Below are 25,840 nucleotides of genomic sequence, written 5' to 3'. Positions count from 1 at the left end.
TTTTATAAAATGTATTATATTTTAAATTTTTTCTAATAATTTCTAATATAGTTTTTTATAATTGATTTTTTGTTTTTTGCATTTTATTTTATTATTTTAAGAATATTTTATATGTTTTAAAATTTGATTTTAGTAGTTATTTTTAATTATTTTATTTTTATAATTTTTTAATAGTTCATGCATTTTAGTCAATAATTTAATTACAATATAGTAGCTTTAGAATATATAAAAAAATGGAGGATAATAAAAAAATATGTTAAAATATAAACATAAAATTAATAAGGGAGAAAAGGGAAATGGCAAAGAAAATATTATCTGCACCGGCGTTTATTGTTGGTTTATTGTTAGTTTTAGCTCAATTTATGGGTAAATATTTTATTGAATTAATTTATATAGATATATATTATAAAAAAGGCCCTATTTTTTTTGTTAATATAATGGAGTTTTTTGACTTTTATATTCTTTTATGGATTGGAGCATTACTTATGGTTGTAAGTGCAATTTTTACTGTAAAGAATAATAAAAGTAGTAAAATTAATAAATTAAGTAAAGAGAATGAAGAACAAAATATTGTTGAAAAAAATACTGATTTAAATGCTCAAAGTGGGGAACTTGACTTAAATAAAGTAAGACAAGAGAGAAATATAGAAAAAGAAGCTTTAAGTAAGTCTATTGATTTAAGCGGTGAAAGTGGAGAAGTAGATTTAAATAAATTAAGAGAAAATCAATTTATTAATGAAAGTAATGCTAAAAAGGAAACTCAAAAAAGCAAAAATAAAAGTGATAAAAGATTTAGAGCATTAATAGCCGGTCTTGTTATTATAGTTTTTGCATGTGGAATGTTTATGAATAGCTATTACAAAAATTCAATTTCTTACTATCAAAAACATGGAGTTCCTATTGAAGACGGGAAAATTCAAATAGATAAAGATGATTTTATTGCAATTATTAATCATAACATTACAATGATTGATAATAAATGGGGAGATTATGAAATTCCTAATCTTGAAGGTTTTACGGTAGAAGATGCAAGCACTGCGGGAGAGGGGTATCATTTTTATCACTGCACAGTAAAAATGGATAAAGAACCCGATATTAATATTGTATTTCTTTTAGATGAAGAAAATAAGATAGAATATATAAATATCGGTTATAACTGGATAGAAGTAAAACCAAAAGATGAAGATGATATAGCTAATCAGCTTTATGACAGAGACAATATGATGGCTGCTTATTGTAATATAATTTACGGAAGCTTATCGGGTTTTTATAACCATGATGTAGAATATTATGACAATATAATGGCTGAATTATATGACCTTGAGTATGACAAAAATTTTGTCGCTGAAAATGAATATAAAGGCGATAATGCTGTAATTACATGGAGCTATACAGAAGAAAGGCAATCTATGATCGAAATTGATAAGTTAGTCCAAAATATGTATTAAAAGAAGAGGTATTGCCTCTTTTTTTATTATGAAAGTTTTACATTTATTTAATGTAAATTATATTTAAAATACAAATTAAATTTGTGTATTGACCCCTTATGGTAATTTGATTAAAATATACAAAAGGGGAAAGACAATGAAAGAAAAAAACAATAATAAACTAAATGACTCAGAAAAATTAAAAGAATATTTTTCATCTGAAGAAGATGATTTTTATGCCGAATATACTTTATTTAATAATAAACAAAATGATCCTCATAACAATATAGAACAAAATAGTGGAAAAAATAAAGAAGTTGATGAGTTTTTTGATGAAGTAGAGAAAGAGGAAAGAGAAGAGGTTCTTGAAAAGACAAATAATTTATCTGATAAAAAGAATATATTTTCTAATATAAAGGTTAGTAAAAAAGCTACTATTTTTGCTGTTATTTTTATTGTTCTTGCTTCTTTTGTATGTTATTTTACTCAAAACTTAGGAAGTAGTGAAGATAAAATAAAAAATTATTTAGATGTTATATTTATAAAGGGTAGCGAAAACACTTATGAAAAATATCTTTCTTCAAATACAAATGAACATATAAGCGGATTTGACAGTGATTTAAGAGAAATAAAAAATGACTTTACCGATATGGTTATTGGTTCTTCCATACTGAATAATATTGATGAATCAGAAATAAATACAATGTTATTAAATACACTTAAAAACGTAGATTATAAAGTTAACAGTGTTGATGTAATTGGAAGCAGTGCAAAAATAAATATAACCTTATATGTCCCTGACTATGAAGATATTTTTATTTTGGCTATTAACGAAACAATTAATCAAAATCAGTCATCTAAGCTTAGTGATGAGGAATATCTTGTAAAACTCATAGAAAACTATAATAAATTAACTGAGGGGAATATCAATAAAACAAGTGATATTTCTTTTAACCTAACTTTTACAAAAAGCGAAGGAATTTGGCATTGCAGCGATACATATAATTTAACAAACAAACTTTTTACACGTGTAAATTCGGGGATTAACAGTGCTTATTTGAGCATTGTCGATGGTATGGGATTTTAAAATAAATTATTAATAGAATATAAAAAAGACACTTTAGGTGCCTTTTTTATATGATAAAGTTTTTATGTGTTTATATTACGTCCATTATAATAAATATTAAAGGAATTATCAATCAATTAAGTCATTGATTTCTCCCAAATTAGGAATCCAAATTTCCGATGCGTCTATAAAATTGTTTTTGTCTTTATTTTGTCCGTAATTGGTTGAAGGTATTTCGCCCTTAAGTTGTTTTTTTATACTTTGTGCTCTTAAATTACAAAAATCTTCAAATGTTTTAACTGCGATATTAAAATCATCATAGGAGCAAAAAGCAGTTGGGTCTTTTTTTACATAATCCTTTATTAAATTTTGAGTTTCTTTTATTTTTACTTTATAATAATTGTTTTCAAAATAAATGTCTATAAATTCCTTAAAGTATAAATGATATAAATTATAGTATTCTTCTTCCGTCATTAAATTGTAAAACATTGGACGATTTATGGCAATTTCATTTGAAACAGGAGTATCTATTGGATAATTTACATATAAAGTTGAATCGTTTATAGGGTTTGGCATACCGAGGGAATACGTACAATAAGCTAAATTATAGTCCCATGGTATCATGCTTAGCTTACCGTTTTTTTCATATAAAAAATAATTATGTCCTGTCTGTCCGAGATAACTGTCAAGATTAACCGTAAAATTATGTACGACAAAATATCTTAACACTTCGTTGGTATCTACATAGTTATCTATATTGTTTTTTTCAGATAAATTTTTTAAAGAGTTTATCAGTCGTGTTTTATCTCGATTTGAACATTGAAATTTTGCGTTTCTGAATATATTGTCATATTCATCAATTTCATCTGTTGTGTATTTTAATGCAACATCTAAATTGGGGTCATTTATGTCCTTATAATCAGGTTTATACAATTGACCGTGATTTTTACCGAAAACTCTTAAAGCAAAAGCCTCTTCCGGTTCTTCAACTGCAAGAAACAAACCATAATCTTCTCCGTTTACTTTTACCCATGTATAACTGCAAAGAGGGGTGGGGATATTCATTTTTTTCATCATGTCAAAGGTAATATATGTTTTCATATAGCTGTTATCTTGAAAAGAACAATCCAAGTTTAATTTATCCAATCCGTAGTAATTGGTAGAATCGTTGTAATGGTCAAATTCCAGCTTTAGACTATACCTTGTCAGCCCATATTTTTCTATTAACTGTTTTGAGTTGTTACCTTTTATTCTTATTCCGATATTATTGAAAATTTCTCCGTCTATTTTTACATTGCAAGGAACATATTCTTCAGAAACTTCTGTAATCATTTTATCCCAGTCTTTTATATGTAGTTCTATCATATGAACTTTTTCATCATTAAAAATTTTGTTTACGTATGGTTGTTGAATAGTGGAAGATTTTATTCCTAAATTTTTTATTGATATCAATATAAAAGAAAATATAACGCAAACAAAAATTATGATAATACATATTAAATCTATTTTTTTACTTTTAATCATTTTTTACCCCATATAATCTCCGTTATAAGAAACTAATGTGATTGCGTTTACTCCTTCTTTCTTTTCTATTTCATTAACAAATTTAGTGGATTCTTCTTTGATTCTGATTTCATAGTTTAATTCTATATTGTCGGGTGTAACGGTTTTGCTTTTTAACGATATTTTTTTTACTTTTGATTTTATAATTTTCATTGTTTCTTTTTCTGTTTCTTCATCACTGCAGTGAAGAATAAGAATGTATGGCTTGTCGAATGTATCTTTTTGAGCAAAAACAATTAATACAAAAGCAATAAAAATGCTTCCAAACACCGCCAAAAGAATAAGACCTGCTGCTATTACTATACCTATTGCTATGCTCCAAAACAAAAAAACTATATCCATAGGTTCTTTTATGGCAGTTCTGAAACGAACAATAGACAATGCTCCCACCATACCCAAAGACAATACGACATTGCTTGTTATGGATAACATAACCAAAGTGGTGATTAAAGATAATCCTATGAGGGAAATACCAAAACTTGAAGAATACATAACTCCGGAAAAAGTATTTTTATATACAAAAAAAATCAAAATCCCCAAACAAAAAGCAAAAAGAAACGATAGTATCATATCAAAGGCCGTAATTGATGCAATGTTGTTTAAAAAACTTGATTTGAATATATCTTGAAATGTCATTATAATTTCTCCTATTCATAAATTCTCGATGAAGCATATTTTGAAAAAGAAATCGGTAATTTATCCAAAGTACTTAACATTATTTTTACGATTTCCGGTAAAAAATTATCATATTTTACTTCCAAAATAAATTTATTGTTGAATGTTTTTATATAATTATACTTTTCGTAAAAACATTTACTTTCTGCAGAAATTTTTTTTGATTGAATTTCGCTGTCTAAAGTTATTCTTACATTTGACGGGGAATATATAAAAGCTTCTCTTCTATAGGTTACAATATTTTTGGGCATAAGCCCCTGGCCTTTTATTTTACTGTACAATTCAATTAACAAAGGATTGTTTGAATATAACAAAAAGTCATTATCTTTTAATAAAATTTTTTTTGTTTCTTCATAAGACAGTAAGGAAGATTGTTTTGAAGTAAGACGATTTTCTTTTATTTTTCTTTCAAGTTTTATATAATCCATATTTTGATTATAAAATCTTATTCTGTATTTTTCTCTTTTGTCCGTTCCGTTTATTTTTTCATACAGAGCTTTGTCATAAGGAGTATCAAAATATATGCTGTTCACATGATAATAACCATGTGGAGCAGCATATATGTCTGTTTTAAATACTTTTTTTAAGCGTTCTTTCAGAATAAAATATTCTGCGAAATTAATTTGATATTTTATTTCATGTCTGTATTTTAAGTTCTTTTTTTCATAAAAATTTGTTTTAGTCATCATAATTGCTGTTTGAATAATTACTGTTATTATCGTAGTTAGAGTTGTTGTTATAATTTGAGTTATTATCATTATAATTAGAGTTGTTATTATAATTTGAATTGTTATCATTATAATTTGAATTGTTATCATTATAATTAGAGTTATTGTTTTTGTTCGAATTGTTCGAGTTTGAAGGCTTGCTGTAATTTGAACTGTTGTTGTTTGATTTATTACTGTAATTACTGTTGTTGTTATAGTTTGTATTATTGTTATAATTGGTATTGTTTGTTGATTTTGTATTGTTATTTGTTTTTGTTGTTTTCTTTTTCGTTGTTTTTGTTTTTCCGTAATTTGAATTTTGATATTCGCTTAAACCGTAATTACTTTCACCTTCGATTATTATTTGTCCATTTGTAGTGTTATTTTTTAGAGTATCTTTAACATCATAAATTATATAATCTAAAAATTTATCATTTGGCATTTTTGAACCTTTTTCAACTGTAACGGTTATGTCTTTAGCATTTGCTCCGTTTTTTAAATAGCCTTTATCGGACATCAATTTTATAATGTCTTTTATAACTGTTCTTGAATGTTTGTTTTCATATTCATTGTAATCTTTTAACAGTTCTTTTCCGTCATCGTTTATCGGTGTAACATCAATGATTTTTCCTTCGCTGTCATATGAAATGGCAATTTCGGGATTTACTTTTATTATTAAAGAACCGATTTGTTGTTCTTTTTTTAAAATATTTCCTTGTTTAAATAATGCAAACGCAGATATGAGAATCAAGCCGATTGCCAAAGTTAATAATAATCTTTTCTTTTTCATATCTTTACTCCTTTTTTACTTGACTTATTTTATAAATAGATAATACAATAAAATCATTAAGTGAATATTAAAATGAAAAGAAAGTGATAATAAGTTGAAAATTTTAATAGTTGAAGATGAAAATGATTTAAGAGAAGTTATGACAAAAAAACTTCAAAAATATTATACTGTTGATTATTGTAAAGACGGCAGGGAAGCAATAGATTATATAAGTGTATATTCTTACGATATTATTTTACTGGATGTAATGATTCCCGAAATTGACGGATTTGAGGTTTTAAAATATATAAGAGCTTCGGATTTGGATACGTCCGTAATTATGATAACCGCAAAAGATAAAATAAAAGATAAGGTAAAAGGATTGGATTACGGAGCGGATGATTATCTTACAAAACCTTTTTCTTTTGATGAACTGCTTGCAAGATTAAGGGTTTTATTGAGAAGAAGTACAAATCAAAAGAATAATATAATACATGCAGGAGATTTAACTATTGACACACGAAACAGAATAGTAAAATGCTGTGGAATAATTATGGACTTGACAGCAAAAGAATATATGCTTTTGGAGTATTTTGTTTATCATAAAAACATTATTTTAACAAGAGAACAATTGGAGCAACAGGCATGGGACAATAGATTTGAAGGGGGTTCTAATATAGTAGACGTATATATTAGATATTTAAGAAAAAAAATATATGATATATGTGGGAATAAAATGATAAAAACTGTCAGAGGAATGGGGTATAAACTTGAAGTTGATGAACAAGACCAAAACGATAAAAAATAAAATAACATTTTGGTATACAGGAATTATCATAGTAGTATTTTTGGTTACTATATGCGGGTTTCTTTTTATTTCCGAATATTACAGTACCGATAATATCAGAACGGAGTTAATGGATGAAGTCGGAGATTTAAAAGAAGATATGAATAATTATTCAAGTTATTTTCCGGATAACGAACTTATGTCTTATTATGATGACGGTGTTATGCTGAGTTTATATACAAATGACGGAAAATATATAAACGGAATAGTCCCGGATGATTTTCCTCAGGATTATCCTTTTGATGAAAAGGAAATACATTCTCTTTCAAAAAACGAAGATTATTGGTATATATATGATGAGAAAATAAGAGCAGGAGAGAAGAATGAATATTTATGGATAAGAGGTATTCATTCATACAGTTCTGTTGCTAATATGATAAACAATATAACAAAATGGTTTTTTGTTTTTTCTCCAATATTAACCTTGTTTACGGCTTTGATAGGGTATAGAATGATTTCAGAGTATTTCAAGCCCATAAAAGAAATGGCGGATACTGCAAATGAAATTACAAATTCTCAGGATTTATCTTTAAGAATAAAAGAAATAAGAAAAGAAGATGAATTGTCATACTTATCTAAATCATTTAACGGGATGATAAGTAAACTTGAAGAACATTTTAATATAGAAAAACAATTTGTATCCGATGCCGCTCACGAGCTTAGAACACCCATAAGTGTCATTTTATCAAATTCGGAATATCTTTTGGAAGAATGTGAATTGGAAGACGAAGAGAAAAAATATGTAACGACAATTCACAAAAAGACAAGTCATATGGCAAATCTTGTAGATGCATTATTGGTTATTTCCAGATTGGAAAAAAGTAATTATGAAATAAATTATGATAAAATAGATTTTTCCGTTTTGGTTCAGTCGGTTATGGAAGAAATGGAAGAAGATGCAAAGGAAAAAGAAATTACATTAAATTTAATGGATCATTTGGGAAAAATCGAATATATAGGCGATATGACATTATTGATACAGCTTTTTACTAATTTAATTTCAAATGCAATCAAATACGGAAGGGAAGGCGGAAATGTAAATATATCTTTAAGCTGTGACAATTCACTAATTAAAATTTATATTGAAGATGACGGTATTGGAATTTCGAAAGAACATTTAAATAAAATATGGAACAGATTTTATCAGGTAAATTCAAGCCATAATAATGATGGTTTTGGGTTGGGGCTTTTTATAGTAAAACTTATTGTTCAATTACATAAAGGAACAATTGAGGTATCCAGTATGGAAAATAAAGGAACTGTATTTATAGTTACTCTTCCGAGAACATTGTAAAGTAATAAAAAAGATGAAACATTTGCATAAATATGTTTTGTCTTTTTTATTATGGTTATATAATATGTTTAAATGTTAGATATTTTTATTTGGATAAATTATATTTAAAAAAAAATACATTTATTATATTAATAGATAAAATTTTAATAATAAAACAAATTTACTATAATCAATTTAACATAAAAAAGCCCAAATTTTTTTGGGCTAAAGTATGTATAATTATTTATATAAGTATTCCTTAAATTCACCGTCGCTTTCATTTTCGCAAACAGCGGCAATGACTCCCGGACCTGTATGAGCCCCTATTGCACAACCTACATAACTTATTACAACGTCTTTAACGTTGTATTTTTCTTTCAAAATATTTGCAAGCTCTTTTGCTTCTTCTTCTCTGTCTCCATGAACAACTCCGATAATTTGATTTTCAAGGTCTTTGCCTCTTTTTCCGACTTCTTCTATAATTTTATTTATTGCTTTTTTTCTTCCTCTAACTTTTGCATATGCAACAAGAGAACCGTTTTCGTCAATTTCAATCATAGGTTTTATGTTAAGTCCTCCGCCAACAACGTAAGATAATTTTGAAAGTCTTCCACCTTTGTATAAATAATCAAGTGTTTCAACAGTTACGATGTGTTCCATGTGTTTACAGAAATGTTTAGCTGCTTTTATAATTGTTTCTTTGTCTGCACCGTTTCTTTGCATTAATAAAAGTTTATAAACGGGAATACCAAATCCTAAAGATGCACATTTCGTATCTATAATTGTAATTTTAAAATCAGGATAAGTTTCAAGCAGTTCTTCTTTTGCAAGGTTTGCTGCATTGAATGTTCCTGCTATACCTGTTGAAAAGCACATATATAAAACTTCATCGCCGTTTTTTGCATAAGGTTCAAAGTTTCTTTTGAACATTTCACTGTTTATGTGGTAAGTTTTAATATCTTTTGTTTTATCTTCTAAAATGCTGTAAAAGTCTTTGGGAAAAATTGTTTCGCCATCAAAATAGTCTTTTTCATTTATAACAACGGGAGTTGGAATTACATGTAAATTAAATTCATCTATTATATATTGTGGAACATCACTTGCTGAATCTGTAATAATTTTAAAAGCCATATTATCCTCCAATTTCTTATTTATATATAATAACTATACTATATATTACATTTTTTTTCAAAATATTAATGAAATTTTAATGTAGGGAAATGTTTTATATAATATATATTTATTGTTTTCATTATATATATAAAAATTGTAATATAATAGGGAAAAATTTCCTTTTTATCAATATTTTATATATTTTAATTTATTTTTTTTTCAATCAATTTTCTGTATGGTATAATTAAGAAAATATTTACGATTAAATGGGAGGTATGTTTTGAATAAGGATTTAATAATAGGGTCCGTATTGCATGATTTGGGGAAATTCATTATGAGGAGTACAAACGAAAAAACAAATCATTCTCTTTTAGGTTATAATTATTTAAAAGAAAAAGGAATTACAAATGATAAGATTTTAAATTCTGTTTTGTATCATCATAAGAATAAAATTACAAATGCAAATTTAACAAATGATGATTTTTCATATATAACATATGTTTGTGATAACATTTCATCTGCCATAGACAGAAGAAAAAAAGATGATGGAAATATTGAGTTTGGATATGATAAAAAAGCTCCACTTATGAATATTTTTAATCTGTTAAATACAAATAAGAATAACATTAAGAGTGCTTTTAATGTTTCTGATATTGATATAAAAAAAGATATTCTTTTGCCTAAAGATACCAATACGGCTAGGAATTTAACCGACAAATATGATTATAATAAAGGTTTTAAATATTTTGATAAAAATTTTGAATATATTATAAACAGTGATATTAACATAAATTCTTTATTACAACTTATTGAAAGTACTTTTTCATTTATTCCTTCATCTACCGATAAAAACGGAATTAATGATGTCTCTCTTTATTCACATTCAAAACTTACTGCCGCAATAGCCAGTTGTTTTTTTGATTACTTTAACTTTAAAGGAATAACAGATTATAAAAAATGTTGTTTTAGTGAAGAAGAAAATATATATAGTGAAAAAACAATAATTCTTTTAAGCGGTGACTTATCTGGTATACAAGATTTTATTTTTAATATTTCTTCAAAAGGGGCTTTAAGGTCAATTAAAGGCCGTTCTTTCTATCTTGAAATTGAAATGGAAAATATTATAGATGAAATGTTAAATTATTTTGATTTGTCAAGAGCAAATCTCCTTTATAACGGGGGAGGTCATTTTTATATGCTTCTTGCAAACACAAAGGAAACAAAAGATAAAATAAAATATCTTCAAAATAAAATTAATTCTTATTTTTTAAAAAAATATTACATAGATTTATATATTGCCTTTGGATATAGTGAATGTTCTGCTAATGAATTAATTAATATAAACAGTAATGATACCTTAGCGAAAATATATAAAAATGCAGGTCATGAAATTTCAAAAGATAAAATAAATAGATATAAAGATACTTTAGATGAATTGTTTAATGATAACAGTAAGTATACTAATAACGATGTAGATTTAAGAGAATGCAGTGTGTGTAAAAGGTCTTATAAAGATTTACACGAAAATGAAGATCTTGGAAATATGGTATGCGAAAGCTGTGAAAGTATGTATAAACTCGGAGAGGGAATATTCAGAGTAGATACAATGAAAGATGAAATGCTTTTTAGTATATCAAATAAAAAAGAAAAAGATTTCTTGATTAGTTTATTTTCCCTTGCTGGTGAAAACTATTTATACTTAAAGAATAAAAATGAATTTATTAATGATATTAATAATAATCAGATTATAAGAGGGTATTCAATAAATAATCCAATGGTAGGACTTAAATACTGCGTAAACATTTGGATGGGTAATTATACCAGATTCAAAGGTAAGAGCTTATATTCATTCTCTGATTTATCTAAAAGAAGTATTGGTATAAATAGGCTTGGAGTTCTAAGAATGGACGTTGACGACCTTGGAAGTGCATTCATAAAAGGATTTGATAAAGAAGGTGAAGATAAATATAAATACGCTACAATATCACGTTTTCAAAGCTTGTCTTCAATGCTTTCAATGTTTTTTAAGTTCTATCTAAATAAAATAGCAGGTTATAAAGACACAAAGTTATATTTTACAAATAAAGATTTTCTTAAAAATATTTCAATAATATATGCAGGAGGAGATGATCTTTTTATTGTCGGAGCATGGAATGAAGTACTGGATCTTTCAATAAATATAAGGCAGTGTTTCAAAATATTTTCTAATGACAGGTTAAGCATAAGTGCAGGTTTTGGAATGTATGATGCAAATCTTCCTATAAATAATATGGCAAGTTTAAGCGCAAATTTGCTTGAAATATCTAAGGAAAACACAAAAGACAGCATTACATTATTTGATGAAAACAATGTATATAAGTGGGATGAATTTATTAACGATATTTATGGAAATTTGTATTTAAAATTTAACGAATACTGTTTCTTTGATGAAGAGGAAAAATGTGAAGATAAAATATATTTGGGAAACGGATTTTTATATAAACTATTAAACTTACTTAGAAATAGTAAGGAAAGCATAAATCTTGCGAGAATTTCTTATGCTCTTGCAATGATTGAACCTAAAAATTTAGCACAAAGAGAAAACTATAATAAATTTACTAATTTAATTATAGATAATATTAACAGCAAAGAAAACATTAAAAAACTTATTACAACAATAATTTTAATTATTTACTTAAACAGAGAAAGAGAGGAATAAAAATGAGCAGAGAGGATATAAAAAGAGCAGAGAATCTTATTAAAGTTGCCGAGAAAAACGCAATGTTACCTACAACTACTCAGCTTAGAAAGATTTTTTCACAAATAAACAATTTGAAAAATACATATGAAATGGAAAAGTTGAACGGTAATATTGTTGATGGAAAATTAAGCGATAAAATTCTTGATGATTTAGAATATTTAAAAATGCAGGTTGCTTACCAGTGCGGAAGAGTTAAACCAAATGATTTTGAAATAAAAAATAAAAAAATAAACAATAAATCTGCTTTATGGTGGTTTATCAATAAACTACCACATTATGAGTATAAAGATAAAAAAATATCTTTCATTTTATATTTAAGTACAATAAAAACAGTAAAAGACATGGATAACTTTTTTGATTATACTGAAGCTTTGATTGCTTATCAAAAATTCTATGGAAGAGATTAGTAGGAGGGGAAAATGAATAAGTTATATGCAAAAATAATGTTTAAAGGAAGTTTGGATATATTAACAGGGCTTCACATAGGAGGAAGTGATGATTTTGCGGCAATTGGTGCTATTGATAATTCTGTAATAAAAGATTCAATAACAAATTTACCTATAATTCCCGGAAGCTCATTAAAAGGAAAACTAAGATATCTTCTTTCAAGAATAAAAAGTGAAAATTCTGTTTTAAATAAAATTGATGATGAAGATATTACCATAAAAAGACTTTTTGGAAGCGGTAATTCAAATAATCAAATAGTGTCATCAAGACTTCAATTTTTTGATTTAAAGTTAAATGAAGAAAATGCAAATATGCTTAAAAATGCCGATACGGATTTATATGTAACAGAAGCAAAATTTGAAAATACAATTGATAGAATTACAGCAGTAGCAAATCCAAGACAAATTGAACGTGTTCCTGCCGGTGCAAAATTTGATTTTAAGCTTATTTATAATGTTGAAAGTATTGATGAATTTGAAGAGGATATTAAAAACTTAAAGGATAGTTTTGATATGCTTGAAATGGACTACCTTGGAGGAAACGGCACAAGAGGATACGGAAGAGTAAAAATAAACATTGAAAATGAAGATATAATGTTTGCAACAAAGGAAAACGAAGAAAAAATAAAATCTATTATTGAAAATGTATTTTAAGGTGAACTATGAACTATTATATTTATAAACTTAAGTTTGTAACGCCTGTTCGTTTTGGTGTTACAAAGGGAAATATAACAAATGACAATTCTTCCGATTTTACTTCGGACCAGATTTTTGCAAGTATTTTTAATGAATATGTAAATCTATACGGTATAGATAAAGCGAAAAAACTCCTTAATGATTTTTATATAAGTGATTTATTTCCTTTTATGGAAGATAATCTTTATCTTCCAAAGCCAATTATGATATTTGATAGTTTGGTGGAAAACAAGAACAAAGACAGAAAAATAGGTAAGAAGATAAAATATATTCAAATGAATGAATTTAATGAATATATTAATGATTTAAAAAACGGTAATGATCTTTTAAAATATAAACTTTCTAAACCATTTTTTAAAGAGGTTTATCAAACAAAGTATAATTTTTCAAAAGAGCAGACTCCTTACATTGTTTCAGGAATACAGTTTTATAAAAACTGCGGTTTATATTTTATTGTTTCTTTTAACGATGAAATAAAAGAAGAGTTTGATAATGTTATGAAAAGCCTTTCTTTTAGTGGTATAGGGGGTAAAAAATCAAGCGGATACGGTAAATTTGAAATAGATGAAATAATAAAACCAAGTTTAGATATAATAAACAGCTTAAATTCAAATTGTAAATATAAAATGCTTTTATCAAGTGTTATTCCAACTGATGAAGAAGTCATGATGCTTAAAACTTCAAATAGTTTTTATTCCATTATTTCAAGAAGCGGATTTTCTGTCGTAAATGGAAATATGGTAAAAAAGAAAACAACACCAATGTTAAAAAGCGGTTCATGTATGGATTTTGATATTAAAGGGCAGATAAAGGAAGTAAATAAAGAAAACGTAAGAAGTATTTATAGATATGCGAAAGCACTAAAATGGGGGATAGAATAATGAAGTCTGATTATGTAAATTTCACACTAAATTGTAAAGTTATGTCTCCTTTATTTATAGGAAGTGGTGAAAGTATAAATAAACTTGATTATCTGCTTGATAAGAATGATGTTATTTTTATAGATAAAAGAAAACTTATAAAGTTTTTTAAAAAGTTAGAATGTCTAAATGAATTTAATAAATTTTTACTACAAAGCGATAAGGCTTCTTTAAAGGAATTTTTTGATATTTTAATAAAAAGGGGAAGCGTAAATAAAATAGATTACTCATTAATTGAAAAAAGCAGGGCTAAATATTATAAAAACAAGATTTCAAAAACAAATCTAAATGAAATAGATTTATTTATTAAAGATATTGACAGTAACCCTTATATACCTGGAAGCAGTTTGAAAGGAGCTTTTAGAACAGTTCTTGAAAGCTACATACTAAATAATTCAAGTAAAGCATTAAATGATTTTAAAGTAAATCCAAAAGCTGTAAAGAAATATTTATTAAAAGAAGACGATTTGCAGATTATGAGCGGAGTTATGATTTCCGATTCTAATAAAATACAAAAAGATTCTATACAGGTTTTACAAAGAGAAGATTATAATTATATAAATGGAAGAACAAAGACTATAAGTAATTTTAAGGAATTCATAAAAGAAGGAAGTATGTTTTCTTTCAGTGTTACTTTGGATAAAGCAAAAACCAATCTTTTACATGAAAAATACGGTATAAGTTTAAACTCAAAAGAAGATTTCTTAAATATTTTAAAAAGAGGTTTTGAACTTTATTTAAATGCTTTAAAAATAGGAAGTAAAGAAGAACAGTTTTTACCTAATTATAATAAGGAAAATACATTGTTTGTTATTGGGGGAATGGTAGGTTATCATTCAAAAAGCATTTTAAAAGGTGCATATGAGGGAGATGAATTAATAGAAAAAACAAAAGAAGCGATACATAAAAAAGCAAGAAATCCTAAAATGAAAAAGATTAGCGAACACATAAATGATAAAAATTACAGTCCAAGAACACTTAAAGTCGTAACAAACGAAAAAGGAACAAGGCTTTGCGGAATAGTAGAGGTTTTATAATGATTTCAAGATTAACCGTAAAAATAAAAAAAGAAGAGGGGTTTCCGCTTTTTTATAACAATGCACCGTTGTTTCACGGATATATTATGGAAACATGCAAAAAAGAATATGCAGACTTTTTACATTTTCAAGGGTTAAAACCTTATTCACAAAGTGTTTTTATGCTAAATGATGAATACATCTGGCAGATAAACACGTTAAATGAAGAAGCAAGAGAAAATATTATTTTACCAATAATTGAAAGGTTAAACAAAGATGGATTTATAAATATTACTTATAAAGACCATAAATACATTCCATATGAATATAATCTGAAAGAAATAAAAGACTTAAACGAATATATAAATTCTTTTTATAAAGAAGAAAAAAGCAGGGTAATAAAAGTAAAATTTGTAACTCCCACGAGTTTTAAATCCTTTGGAGAAAATGTTTTTGTTCCGGATATTAGGCTTATAGTAAAAAGTATGGTAAACAAGGCTGATTCATTTTTACCTGTTACTTTAAAAGATGAAGAAACAATGGAAAGTTTAATAAATAATATTTCACTAAAGGATTTTAACATTAAAAGTACTATGTTTAAATCCAGTGATGTTGGAATAAAATCATTTATAGGTAACGTAAGTTTTTATGTAAAAGGTCCAAAACCTTTATTAAGTCTTACTTATTTGCTTTTTGATTTTGCATCTTATGCAGGTATAGGTGTTAAGTCTCCTCAGGGGATGGGGTGTATAAAAATGTTGTTATAGGGGTTTTACCCCTAAACCCCACGACTTTTTTACTCGCCTAAAAAAGTCGAATAAAAGGGCGCCACTCGCCGTGGGGCTTATAACGCAACAAGATTTCCTCGAAAAAACTGCTAGTTTTTCCTTGAATTGTTGCTACCCCAAGCCCATGTAAAAGATACTTCCACGTTTGTATTTTATTTTAGGATAATAAAACGAGCAGGGGTATAGGGACAGTGTACTTAATATTTCCTCTATAATAGTGACGAAAACAGTATTTCATCTTTTAAGCGTTTAATTACCATATCATAAAAAAATAATCCCTATGATAGGGACGAAAACATAAAAATCAACTTAAATAAAACAAACTAAATATATCTCATAAAAAAATAATCCCTATCATAGGGACGTTGATAGGGGTTTCACCCCTAATACCCCACGACTTTTTTACCCGCCTAAAAAAGTCGAATAAAAGGGCGCCACTCGCCGTGGGGGCTTATAACGCACTCGGATTTCATGAAAAATCTACCCGATTTTTCTATGAACGAGTGCTACCGCCGCCCTATTTTATTATTTGTTAGGGTAATGTTTAACGATATCCCCTCATTAAGTTAGGTTTGGGGTAGCTTTTCTGCCAGTAAAACTTGGGAGAGTTTTACGTAGGCATCGAAAAGCGTAATAAGGCACTTCGCCGAGAAGTGTCGTTTTTACCTCTTATTGTGACTGTTTACTGTTTCAAAGAAACAGATGAGTTTTATTTTTAATAAAACTCAGTAAGCTGAAAGCTTTAAACAACATGAGCGATTTTTTAAGAAAAATTGCGAATGGACAAGCAAAAAAAGAGCAGGGTTATAGGGACAGAGTCCCTAACTTTTCCCTATCATAGGGACGAAAACACGAAAATTGCTATTAACTACATAAAAATCAACTGTAAAAAAATAATCCCTATCATAGGGACGAAAACTCTTCTAAAGTTCTGTAAGGTATTTCTAACTTATTATAAAAAAATAATCCCTATCATAGGGGCGTTGCTAGGGGTTTCACCCCTAATACCCCACGACTTTTTTACTCGCCTAAAAAAGTCGAATAAAAGGGCGCCACTCGCCGTGGGGCTTATAACGCACTCGGATTTCATGAAAAATCTACCCGATTTTTCTATGAACGAGTGCTACCGCCGCCCTATTTTATTATTTGTTAGGGTAATGTTTAACGATATCCCCTCATTAAGTTAGGTTTGGGGTAGCTTTTCTGCCAGTAAAACTTGGGAGAGTTTTACGTAGGCATCGAAAAGCGTAATAAGGCACTTCGCCGAGAAGTGTCGTTTTTACCTCTTATTGTGACTGTTTACTGTTTCAAAGAAACAGATGAGTTTTATTTTTAATAAAACTCAGTAAGCTGAAAGCTTTAAACAACATGAGCGATTTTTTAAGAAAAATTGCGAATGGACAAGCAAAAAAAGAGCAGGGTTATAGGGCCAGTCCCTAACTTTTTCCTATAATAGGGACGAAAACACGAAAATTGCTATTAACTACATAAAAATCAACTGTAAAAAAATAATCCCTATCATAGGGACGAAAATACTATTCTTTTAACTTATGTACTTCGATATTAATGAAAAATCCCTATTAAAGGGACTTTATAGTTATGTATTAAATATTTATATATTGTAAATTAATTAATATATTGATAAAATAAACGTATATGATTATATATGTTTTGTTTTAATCTCTAAAAAGAGACAAATATATCTATTATCCTTTTCTTTAAGGTGTATAATAGTAATAAAAAATCCCTACAAAAGGGACGAAATCGTGTCTTTTTGTGCAGTTTTAATTGCTGCGTAAGTCTAAAAATCCCTATAAAAGGGACGAGAACCACCAAAGATATATCTTTTATCCTTAAGTGTTTTCCAAAACAATCCCTATTGCAGGGACGTTACAATGGAGGAATTTATGAAAAAAATTTTATTTACACCAATAGGAGGAACAGACCCTATAAGAGGGTCTTATGATGGTGCTTTTATACATATTTCAAGAGTGTTTAAACCTGATAAAGTTTATATGTATCTTTCAAAGGAAATGGTTGAAAAGGAAGAATCAGACCATAGATACACTAAAACTCTTGAACTTCTTTCAAAACATATAGAAAAGAACATAGAATACGAACTTATTAAAAGACCAAATCTTGTGGATGTTCATATTTTTGATGACTTCTTTGATGAATTTAAAGAAATAATAAAAAGAATAAGAAAAGAAAATCCTGAGAGTGAAATATATGTAAATGTTTCTTCAGGCTCTCCTGCAATGAAAAGCTCTGTTCAGATTCTATCTGTTCTTGGGGAAGAGAACCTTATTCCAATACAGGTTTCTACCCCAGTAAAAAGAATGAATGACGGAATGGAAAAAGATTATAATGTTGAACTAATGTGGGAATGTAATATAGATAACGAGGAAAACTTTGAAAATAGATGTAAGAAATCTAAAAAAAGAAACCTTGCTTTTCAAATTAAAGCCGATATTATAAAGGAACAAATAAGAAAATATAATTATTCTTCTGCAATAGATATCGCAAATGGTTCTAAAGAGTTTATAAGTGATAAATTTATGGACTTGTTAAATGGGGCATACAGAAGACTTCAGCTTGACTTTGCAAATATGACAAGATATATTTCAAAATATAACGAACATTTTCTTCCTATAAATAGAAGAGAAGACAGAGATATTATAGAATATCTTTTATCATTAAAAATAAAAATAGAAAAGAAAGAATACGCCGATTTTATAAGGGCAATTTCTCCGTTATTTTTGGAAATCAGTATAAGAATATTTGAAAAGTATTCCGGATTAAATATTGATGATTTTACATTTATGGATAACAAAACAAAAAAATGGTCTGACGGAAAATTAAGAAACGGAGACAGCCGTGTTTTAGATACAATAAACGGTCCTAATGCTTTAAACGGTAAATTTAATACTACGGATACATTAAAAAGCGTTCATTTTAAATTTTTAATTGATGGATTTTGTACTAATGATGCTGTGAAGGATAAAATAAACGAAGTAAGAGATGTGGAAAGTAAAGTCAGAAATACAGCAGCTCATCAAATTAAATCAGTAACAGATGAATATGTAAAACAAACTACAGGATATACGTCAAATGAAGTATTTAATATGATTGTAGACTTATTAAAGTATACTAATATTCCTTTTAGTAAAGAATATTTAAACAGTTATGATGAAATGAACAAAAAAATAATAGATGAACTTTAAAAAAAGCAGGCTGACCTGCTTTTTTTATTTTAAAATATTTTTGACTTCTTTATAAATATCTTTTTGTTTTAAAATAAATTGTTCATCTTCTGTGGAATAATATTCTTCTAAATTTATATAATCTTTTAAATATGGATACTTTAATTTTTGAGCATTGTAATTTACTTTAAACATTGGAATTTTTCCTTGAATGTTAAGTATGTTTTCACCTTCATTTTGATATAAATACTCCATAAAATTTTTTATTACCCTTTCTTTTGATTCATCTTTTGTATTTAACAGATAATAACTTTTTACATTTTGCATAAAGTTTACTTTTTTTGTTTCATAAGGATAGGGATATACTTCAAACTCAAAAGCATTTTCCTTGTCTTTTGTTCTTATTAAATAGTTCACATCATCCATATTTCCTGCGTATATCATTGTTTTAGAATTATATAAGTCATAATGAACATCTTCTTCGCTTTTCTTATATTTTAAACAATTATATCCCTTAAGTTCTTTTTTTAATGTTTCAAGTTTTTTATATCCTATATTTTCGTATCCGTTATCAAGAATAAAATTTATATATGAAAAGTTATCTTCATCTACGAACATGTCAAAGGGTATTTTTTCTTTTTTTGTATCCCTTTCTTTTATTTCTCTGATTAGGTTTATAAAAGTATTGTAACTCCAATCTTTACTTGGAAGGTTTATTCCCATTTCTTCAAAGGCGGTTTTGTTTATTATTATAACGTTAAAAGAACCATATAACGGGAATATACACCTTTCTTCCTCTTCTTTTATTTTTTTTATGCCGTAGGTTTCTTTCATATAATTTACAAATTCTTTATCGTACATAATATTGTCTGTTTTTGTTATGGTATTTTCTATGTATTTGCTTATTATATCAGGATGATTTTCACTTTGTGCTTTTTCGTTTGCAAGTGTCTTTGCTCCTTCAAAAGAAAGCTCTCTAAGCTCTATTTGTAATAGTTCACTTTCCTCTTCAAAGTTATATATGGCGTTGTTTATAAAACCATAACTGCTTCCTATAACGCTTCTTGTGGGGCTGTCCCATAGATTAATAAGTCCTTGATATGTTTTCGTCTGTTCTTTATTTATAAACTTATCTATATAAATATCTCTAATATAAAATTTATACGTAAATATTAATATTATAAGTAAAACAGCACTTACAAGCCTAAAGCTTGGTTTCTTTCTTTTGTTTCTTTTCATTTCTTATTTCCCTATATTTTTCTTTTGTTGCAATTCCGCCTCGTATATGTCTTTGTTCTTTGTTTATTTCTATAATATCTCTTACTTTTTTATATAATGATATATCGATTTTATTTAGCCTTTTTGATAAATCATTATGTACAGTGCTTTTACTTACTTTAAAAATATCTGCACACTTTCTTATTGTGGATTTATTATCTACAATATAATTTGCTTCTTTAATGACTCTTGTTTTTATATTATCTAACATATCTTTTTCCTCACTTAATTAAAAGTTATGTTTTTTTTATAAAGATATGATTAAAATAAAAAAAATTTTGTGTAATAAAGAACGGTTTATTATGCTTTATCCTTAACATTAAATTATTTTAGATACATATAAATAAACATAGAATAAAAGGGAAGAGATGGTTTTATGAAAAATAAAGTTATATCAATTATTTTATGTGTATTTGTTTTACTTGTATCTTTTTTTAGTCTGCCTAAACAAAAAAATGTAGAGGCCTTTAGTATAAATTCAAAGGCATATGCGGTTTTGGAGTGCAGCACAAATAGGCTTTTATATTCCAAAAATAAAGACGAAAAACTCCCTATGGCTTCAACAACAAAGGTTATGACCGCCGTTTTAGCTTTGGAAAAAGGAAGCTTAAATGACATTGTTGAAATAAAAAAGGAATATACAGGAATTGAGGGAACAAGTATATATTTAAAGGAAGGGGAAAAATTAACCCTTGAAGATTTACTACACGGAATGATGCTTGTATCCGGTAATGATGCAGCAGTTGCGGTGGCTTATCATATTGGAGGTTCAATAGAAGGATTTGCCAAAATGATGAATGAAAAAGCAAAGGAACTTGGAATGAAAAATACAAACTTTAAAAATCCAAACGGACTTCCTGACGATGAACATTATACTACCGCTTATGATTTTGCACTTCTTGCATCATATGCCATGAAAAATGAAAATTTCGTAAAAATAATAAATGATAAAAAGTGGAGTATGTCATATGAGGGAAAAGAGAACGGTAGAGTAATATATAACAGAAATAAACTTTTAAATAGTTTTGATGGTTCAAATGGTGTAAAGACAGGATATACAAAAAAGGCAGGGAAGTGTTTTGTTTTTGCTGCCAAGAGAAATGATATGCAGGTTGTGGGGGTAGTATTAAAAAGTGCAGATCATTACACAGACAGTAAAAATTTACTTGATATGTCTTTTAGTAATTATAAAATGGAAAAAATTATCGAAAAAGGTGAATACATAAAAACTCTGCCTCTTAAAAACAGCAAAAAAGGTATTACAAAACTTACTGCAGAAAATGATATATATTTTCCTTTAAAAGATGGAGAAGAGTACAAAGTTGATTATAAGAAAGTGTATAACTCAGGAAGTGATAATTACATATTAAATTACAGCATTACTGTTAATAATGAAATTTATTCTTACAGCGAACATTTAGCTCATAAAAATGCTAATAAAGGTATATTTTACAAATTTACAAATATTTTTAAGAATTTTGTTGGGCTTTAATATATTAATTTGCATTATTTTGTCTTAAAATATATAATATACGAAATAAAACTTATAAATAAAGAGGGAATAAAATGTATAACGAAAATTATATAGATTTTGCAAAAGGTAAAAATTTTTTACGTGCATCTTCTGCTATATTTATATTTGCATGTATTCAAAATGTGCTTACAGGGCTTTTTATGTTATTTGGATATATAACAATGATTTTTGATATTGTATATCAAAATGAAGCTATAATATACTGCCTTGCCGGTATATTCTTTTTAGTAATAGGTATAATAGAAGGATACTGTGCATATTTGGGCTTTAAAAATGCAAAAGTAACTGATGAAGAGGTTATGTCAAAATGTAAATTTTGGGCTATAATAAGCCTTATCTGCATAATTTTAGATACATTTGTTTCTCTTTTAATTTTGGAAAGAATATATACTACTGCAATACTCATTGCAGCCCCTATTATTTTTATAAAAGGTGCAAATAAAAACATACATACAAAAAAAATGTATCAAGAAAATATTTTTGTAAACCCTTATTCTAATGAAAATCAAGTTAATATAAACGAAACAAATCAATCTGAAAATAATGAAAATAATAAAATTTTATAAAGGTGTTGTTTATATTGTATTTATGAAGTATACTGTATTAAAGAAAGAGAGGTAACAAAATGGAAAATAATGCAAAAGGTGCTTCACTTATAAAAGTATCAAGTATAATAATGATAATTCTTTCAGCATTTTCTTTTATATTTGCTTTACTAGGGCTTTTTGGGATAATTGCTCTTGATTTTTTAACAATAATACTTATTATTTGGACTTTTATTTATCCTGCTGTTATGATGGCAACGGCAGTTACAGGACTTGTACATAATAAGAGTACTGATAAAAAAATTATGGATTCATGTTTTAAATGGGGAATCGCTTTAATAATAATTATGATTTTAGATTATATAATAGGATTTTTCTTAAATGGTCTATATGGCGTTTCTATTATATCTTTAATTAGATTTATATTTCCTATTTTATATTTAGTTGGTGTAAACCAAAATAAAAAATCAATAGATTCTAATGATTTTAATAACTAAAAAAAAAAAACGGTCAATTGACCGTTTTTTTTTTTGATTTGTTTTATTAAATATTTTTAAAGTTTAGATTATTTTAATTTAAAAAATAAACATTATTGATATAAATTATTTCAAATGATAGTTTAGTTATTATGTATAAAAAGGAGGGTAAAAATATGAATATTAACGCTAGGGGAAAAAGATATCTTAAAGGGGCTGGCATTGTAATGATTATAGTTGCTGCCATAAACTTTATTTATTCACTCCAATATATATTAGATTTTAATATATTTGTTTTATGGGGTATTTGTTATTCTGTTATATATATGGTTACTGGAATATATGGTGTGAAAAATGCAAAGTGTACTGATAAAAAAATAATGAATGTATGTATTATTTTAGCTTCAGCTGTTTTGTTTTTTGTCGTTATGGATAATGTTTTATCTATTTTTTAGTTGGTATTGAAAATACTCCTACGAATATAGGAAGTAAGATTGTTTTTCCTATATTTTATATTATTGGAGCAAATAAAAATAAAAATACAAAAGATATTGATTTTTAAAAATATTTATAAAAATGTTAAATTTAAAAAATGTTTTTATATATTAGACTAAATTGATTGTATATATTTAATTATAATTTAAAATATATATTATTTATTTATAAAATGAGAATTAAATCTTTATATTATTATATAAATAATACATAATAAATATATATATTACTTATTATTTTGTTTAAATAAAAAAAGACTGTATTTACAGTCTTTTTTATTTAATTGGACTAAAGGTAAAAAATATTGTTCCATCTTTTTTTTCTTCTAAGGAATATATTGCTTTTTCATCTTTATATTCGCTTTTAAAGTTTCCTATTCCATTTTTTTCATAATCATACTCAGTGTATAAAAGATTATCCCACATTTTTGATTCTTCTTCAAAGGTATAATTATCTAGTCCCCATATACTTGCATATACGATACTAATATACGTATCAAACTTATAATATGCACTATCTTGAGCTTCCTTTGAACCCTTTAACCAATTGTAGGAGATAACAATTTTTTCTATTTTTTTACCATTTTCAGAGGTATATATTTGATACGAAAAATTTGTATTATTATTTACTTCTTCATAATATCCTTTTTCTTCGTTAAACTTAAAATCTCCTAATTTTCCTATGTCATATTCATCAATATACTCATTATAATAGTTATTCATATAATACTTTTGTAAATCAATGAAAGAATTAGGGGAAATTTTAAAATACTCATCAGATGATATCCCATTTTCAATATATGATTTATATCCTTTTTCATAAGAAGAAAAGAATAGTGTTACTGCAACGCCTATAGCTGTAAATAAAAAGATAAACGCAATTAATAAAATTTTTAAATTTTTCTTGTTTTCTTTTTTTATTTTTTCCATTTCTTCAACTGATTTAAAAATATATGGATTACTAAAATCGTTATAACTTGGCTTTATTTCATCTATATTTTTTTCTGTTTTGGTATCATGAGTATTATCTTCAACTATATTATCTTTTTTAATATTAAATTCGCCCTGTTCCTTTTCACTATGCTTTATAGGGGTATGATTTTTTAATAAGTTTTCATTACCATTTATGTTTTCTTTATTTGTATTTTCTTCTAAATTTTCTTCTTTATTTACAACAAATTCGCCTTGTTCTTCTGTTATCTCAGGTTCTTCTTTATTCGTTTCTTTATTTATAATGAATTCGCCTTTTTCATTATTTAAATAAAAGTTATTATTGTTGTCTTCTCCCATACTTTCCTCCTCATTTTATAAAACAATTTACTTATATTTAAATTATATCATATAAAAATTTAAATTAATAAAACAAATAAAATAGCAGAATGTATATATTTTAAATATTTTAGTAAAAATTTATTATATAAACCCCAATTTAATAATAAAGAGAAAAATATGAGAGAGAAAATATTTAAAATAGTTTATAAGCCTACAGATGAATATTATATTCAAAGTAAAATGTACGATTTATTTATTTGTTTAGTAATAATACTTTCAATGATACCGTTATGTTTTAAAACAAATAATAAAGTTTTTTATGTTATTGATATCATTTGTTTTATTGTATTTTTTATAGATTATGTTTTAAGGTTTATAACTGCAGATTATAAGCTTGAAAAAGGTAAATTATCGTTTATACTTTATCCTTTTACATTTTTGGCAATAATTGATTTGATTTCAATGCTTCCTGTACTGTACTTATTAAATGATTCGTTAAAGATGTTTAGGTTGTTTAGAATATTTAAAACTTGTACTTTGCTTAGAAGTTTTAGATATTCAAAAAATATAAAAATCGTATTTAATGCAGTAAAAAAAGAAAAAGATATATTAACTTCTATTTTATTTTTTGCCTTTGGATATATATTGTTTTCTGCTTTTTTTATGTTTAACGTTGAACCGGGTACTTTTGATAATTTTTTTGAAGCAATATATTGGGCAACTTCTGCTCTTACAACAATAGGTTATGGAGATATTTATCCTGTTACTTTTTTAGGAAGAATTGTAAGTATTATTTCTTCGTTTTTCGGTATTGCAATAATAGCCTTGCCGTCAGGAATTATAACGGCAGCATTCATTAATGAATTTATGCACCAAAAGGGAAGTGATGAGTAATTTAACTTTTTTAAAATAATAAGCATTTTGATTTTATTTATCTTTTATGTTATATTAAAATTAATAACTGGTTATAACGGGTTATAATGAGAGGTGAA

24 protein-coding genes are annotated in these 25,840 nt (G+C 26.5%); 16 read left to right on the top strand and 8 right to left on the bottom strand.

Annotation, left to right across the window (positions count from 1 at the left end; translation table 11 throughout):
• Positions 1-296: 296 nt before the first annotated feature.
• Positions 297-1,448 (top strand): hypothetical protein, encoded by a 1,152-nt coding sequence (locus M6G78_RS00885; protein ID WP_253229324.1) that lies wholly within the window; start codon positions 297-299, stop codon positions 1,446-1,448.
• 136 nt (positions 1,449-1,584) lie between these two features.
• Positions 1,585-2,514: a hypothetical protein gene (locus tag M6G78_RS00880; protein ID WP_253229323.1), complete on the top strand. Its 930-nt coding sequence runs from the start codon at positions 1,585-1,587 to the stop codon at positions 2,512-2,514.
• Between the two features lie 108 nt (positions 2,515-2,622).
• Here M6G78_RS00880 and M6G78_RS00875 read toward each other — a convergent pair whose 3' ends face one another.
• Genes M6G78_RS00875 through M6G78_RS00860 form a run of 4 tightly spaced genes read right to left on the bottom strand, consistent with a single transcriptional unit; the run spans position 2,623 to position 6,228 of the window.
• The gene (locus M6G78_RS00875) at positions 2,623-4,017 is read right to left on the bottom strand and encodes a CotH kinase family protein (RefSeq protein ID WP_138268833.1); all 1,395 of its coding nucleotides are present in this window, start codon (positions 4,015-4,017) and stop codon (positions 2,623-2,625) included.
• A 3-nt stretch (positions 4,018-4,020) separates the two neighbouring features.
• Positions 4,021-4,692 carry a DUF4956 domain-containing protein gene (locus M6G78_RS00870; protein ID WP_138268832.1) on the bottom strand — a complete coding sequence of 224 codons (672 nt, stop codon included), beginning with the start codon at positions 4,690-4,692 and terminating at the stop codon, positions 4,021-4,023.
• Between the two features lie 11 nt (positions 4,693-4,703).
• Positions 4,704-5,420: a polyphosphate polymerase domain-containing protein gene (locus M6G78_RS00865; RefSeq protein WP_243112220.1), complete on the bottom strand. Its 717-nt coding sequence runs from the start codon at positions 5,418-5,420 to the stop codon at positions 4,704-4,706.
• Positions 5,410-6,228: a hypothetical protein gene (locus M6G78_RS00860; RefSeq protein WP_253229322.1), complete on the bottom strand. Its 819-nt coding sequence runs from the start codon at positions 6,226-6,228 to the stop codon at positions 5,410-5,412. Before M6G78_RS00860 ends, M6G78_RS00865 begins: the two co-directional genes overlap by 11 nt.
• A 94-nt stretch (positions 6,229-6,322) precedes the next feature.
• Here M6G78_RS00860 and M6G78_RS00855 point away from each other — a divergent pair, with 94 nt between their 5' ends.
• A complete protein-coding gene (locus M6G78_RS00855) occupies positions 6,323-7,015 on the top strand; it encodes a response regulator transcription factor (RefSeq protein WP_253229321.1) in 693 nt (230 codons plus the stop codon).
• Complete coding sequence (locus M6G78_RS00850; RefSeq protein ID WP_138268829.1) at positions 6,987-8,348, top strand: cell wall metabolism sensor histidine kinase WalK; 1,362 nt, start codon at positions 6,987-6,989, stop codon at positions 8,346-8,348. Before M6G78_RS00855 ends, M6G78_RS00850 begins: the two co-directional genes overlap by 29 nt.
• A gap of 219 nt (positions 8,349-8,567) precedes the next feature.
• Here M6G78_RS00850 and M6G78_RS00845 read toward each other — a convergent pair whose 3' ends face one another.
• Positions 8,568-9,458, bottom strand: a complete 891-nt coding sequence (locus M6G78_RS00845) for a DegV family protein (protein WP_253229320.1) — start codon at positions 9,456-9,458, stop codon at positions 8,568-8,570.
• A 262-nt stretch (positions 9,459-9,720) separates the two neighbouring features.
• On the opposite strand from M6G78_RS00845, the gene cas10 reads away from it, so the two are divergent.
• The 7 genes from cas10 to M6G78_RS00810 all read left to right on the top strand — a co-directional run bounded on the left by cas10 (position 9,721) and on the right by M6G78_RS00810 (position 19,270).
• Positions 9,721-12,138: a type III-A CRISPR-associated protein Cas10/Csm1 gene (cas10, locus tag M6G78_RS00840; protein ID WP_253229319.1), complete on the top strand. Its 2,418-nt coding sequence runs from the start codon at positions 9,721-9,723 to the stop codon at positions 12,136-12,138.
• 2 nt (positions 12,139-12,140) lie between these two features.
• The gene (csm2, locus tag M6G78_RS00835) at positions 12,141-12,587 is read left to right on the top strand and encodes a type III-A CRISPR-associated protein Csm2 (RefSeq protein WP_253229318.1); all 447 of its coding nucleotides are present in this window, start codon (positions 12,141-12,143) and stop codon (positions 12,585-12,587) included.
• 12 nt (positions 12,588-12,599) lie between these two features.
• A complete protein-coding gene (gene csm3, locus M6G78_RS00830; RefSeq protein WP_253229317.1) occupies positions 12,600-13,280 on the top strand; it encodes a type III-A CRISPR-associated RAMP protein Csm3 in 681 nt (226 codons plus the stop codon).
• Positions 13,281-13,288: 8 nt separating this feature from the next.
• Positions 13,289-14,203, top strand: coding sequence for a type III-A CRISPR-associated RAMP protein Csm4 (gene csm4 / locus M6G78_RS00825; protein ID WP_253229316.1), 915 nt, complete (start codon positions 13,289-13,291; stop codon positions 14,201-14,203).
• Complete coding sequence (gene csm5, locus M6G78_RS00820; protein WP_253229315.1) at positions 14,203-15,279, top strand: type III-A CRISPR-associated RAMP protein Csm5; 1,077 nt, start codon at positions 14,203-14,205, stop codon at positions 15,277-15,279. Before csm4 ends, csm5 begins: the two co-directional genes overlap by 1 nt.
• Positions 15,279-16,025 (top strand): CRISPR system precrRNA processing endoribonuclease RAMP protein Cas6, encoded by a 747-nt coding sequence (gene cas6 / locus M6G78_RS00815; protein WP_253229314.1) that lies wholly within the window; start codon positions 15,279-15,281, stop codon positions 16,023-16,025. The genes csm5 and cas6 overlap by 1 nt, the downstream gene beginning before the upstream one ends.
• Positions 16,026-17,953: 1,928 nt before the next feature.
• Entirely contained in the window at positions 17,954-19,270 is a 1,317-nt protein-coding gene (locus M6G78_RS00810; RefSeq protein WP_253229313.1) for a hypothetical protein, read from the top strand.
• A gap of 24 nt (positions 19,271-19,294) precedes the next feature.
• On the opposite strand, the gene M6G78_RS00805 is transcribed toward M6G78_RS00810, so the two are convergent.
• Both M6G78_RS00805 and M6G78_RS00800 read right to left on the bottom strand, forming a co-directional pair.
• Positions 19,295-20,488, bottom strand: a complete 1,194-nt coding sequence (locus tag M6G78_RS00805) for an extracellular solute-binding protein (protein WP_253229312.1) — start codon at positions 20,486-20,488, stop codon at positions 19,295-19,297.
• Positions 20,454-20,738: a sporulation transcriptional regulator SpoIIID gene (locus M6G78_RS00800; RefSeq protein ID WP_138268819.1), complete on the bottom strand. Its 285-nt coding sequence runs from the start codon at positions 20,736-20,738 to the stop codon at positions 20,454-20,456. Before M6G78_RS00800 ends, M6G78_RS00805 begins: the two co-directional genes overlap by 35 nt.
• A gap of 165 nt (positions 20,739-20,903) precedes the next feature.
• Between M6G78_RS00800 and M6G78_RS00795 the strand changes: the two genes are divergently transcribed.
• From M6G78_RS00795 to M6G78_RS00780, 4 genes are all read left to right on the top strand, one after another.
• Positions 20,904-22,019: a D-alanyl-D-alanine carboxypeptidase family protein gene (locus M6G78_RS00795; RefSeq protein ID WP_253229311.1), complete on the top strand. Its 1,116-nt coding sequence runs from the start codon at positions 20,904-20,906 to the stop codon at positions 22,017-22,019.
• A 74-nt stretch (positions 22,020-22,093) separates the two neighbouring features.
• Complete coding sequence (locus tag M6G78_RS00790; protein ID WP_138268817.1) at positions 22,094-22,627, top strand: hypothetical protein; 534 nt, start codon at positions 22,094-22,096, stop codon at positions 22,625-22,627.
• Between the two features lie 59 nt (positions 22,628-22,686).
• Positions 22,687-23,103 (top strand): hypothetical protein, encoded by a 417-nt coding sequence (locus M6G78_RS00785; protein WP_253229310.1) that lies wholly within the window; start codon positions 22,687-22,689, stop codon positions 23,101-23,103.
• A gap of 155 nt (positions 23,104-23,258) precedes the next feature.
• Positions 23,259-23,537: a hypothetical protein gene (locus tag M6G78_RS00780; RefSeq protein WP_253229309.1), complete on the top strand. Its 279-nt coding sequence runs from the start codon at positions 23,259-23,261 to the stop codon at positions 23,535-23,537.
• 315 nt (positions 23,538-23,852) lie between these two features.
• Here M6G78_RS00780 and M6G78_RS00775 read toward each other — a convergent pair whose 3' ends face one another.
• The gene (locus M6G78_RS00775) at positions 23,853-24,866 is read right to left on the bottom strand and encodes a hypothetical protein (RefSeq protein WP_253229308.1); all 1,014 of its coding nucleotides are present in this window, start codon (positions 24,864-24,866) and stop codon (positions 23,853-23,855) included.
• Positions 24,867-25,025: 159 nt separating this feature from the next.
• Here M6G78_RS00775 and M6G78_RS00770 point away from each other — a divergent pair, with 159 nt between their 5' ends.
• Positions 25,026-25,742 carry an ion transporter gene (locus M6G78_RS00770; RefSeq protein ID WP_253229307.1) on the top strand — a complete coding sequence of 239 codons (717 nt, stop codon included), beginning with the start codon at positions 25,026-25,028 and terminating at the stop codon, positions 25,740-25,742.
• The last annotated feature ends 98 nt before the right edge of the window (positions 25,743-25,840 follow it).

The organism is Anaerofustis sp. NSJ-163 (assembly GCF_024135845.1).
Taxonomy (GTDB): domain Bacteria; phylum Bacillota; class Clostridia; order Eubacteriales; family Anaerofustaceae; genus Anaerofustis; species Anaerofustis butyriciformans.
Note: the sequence above shows the minus strand (reverse complement) of the source record. Positions and strands in the feature narration are given on the sequence as shown.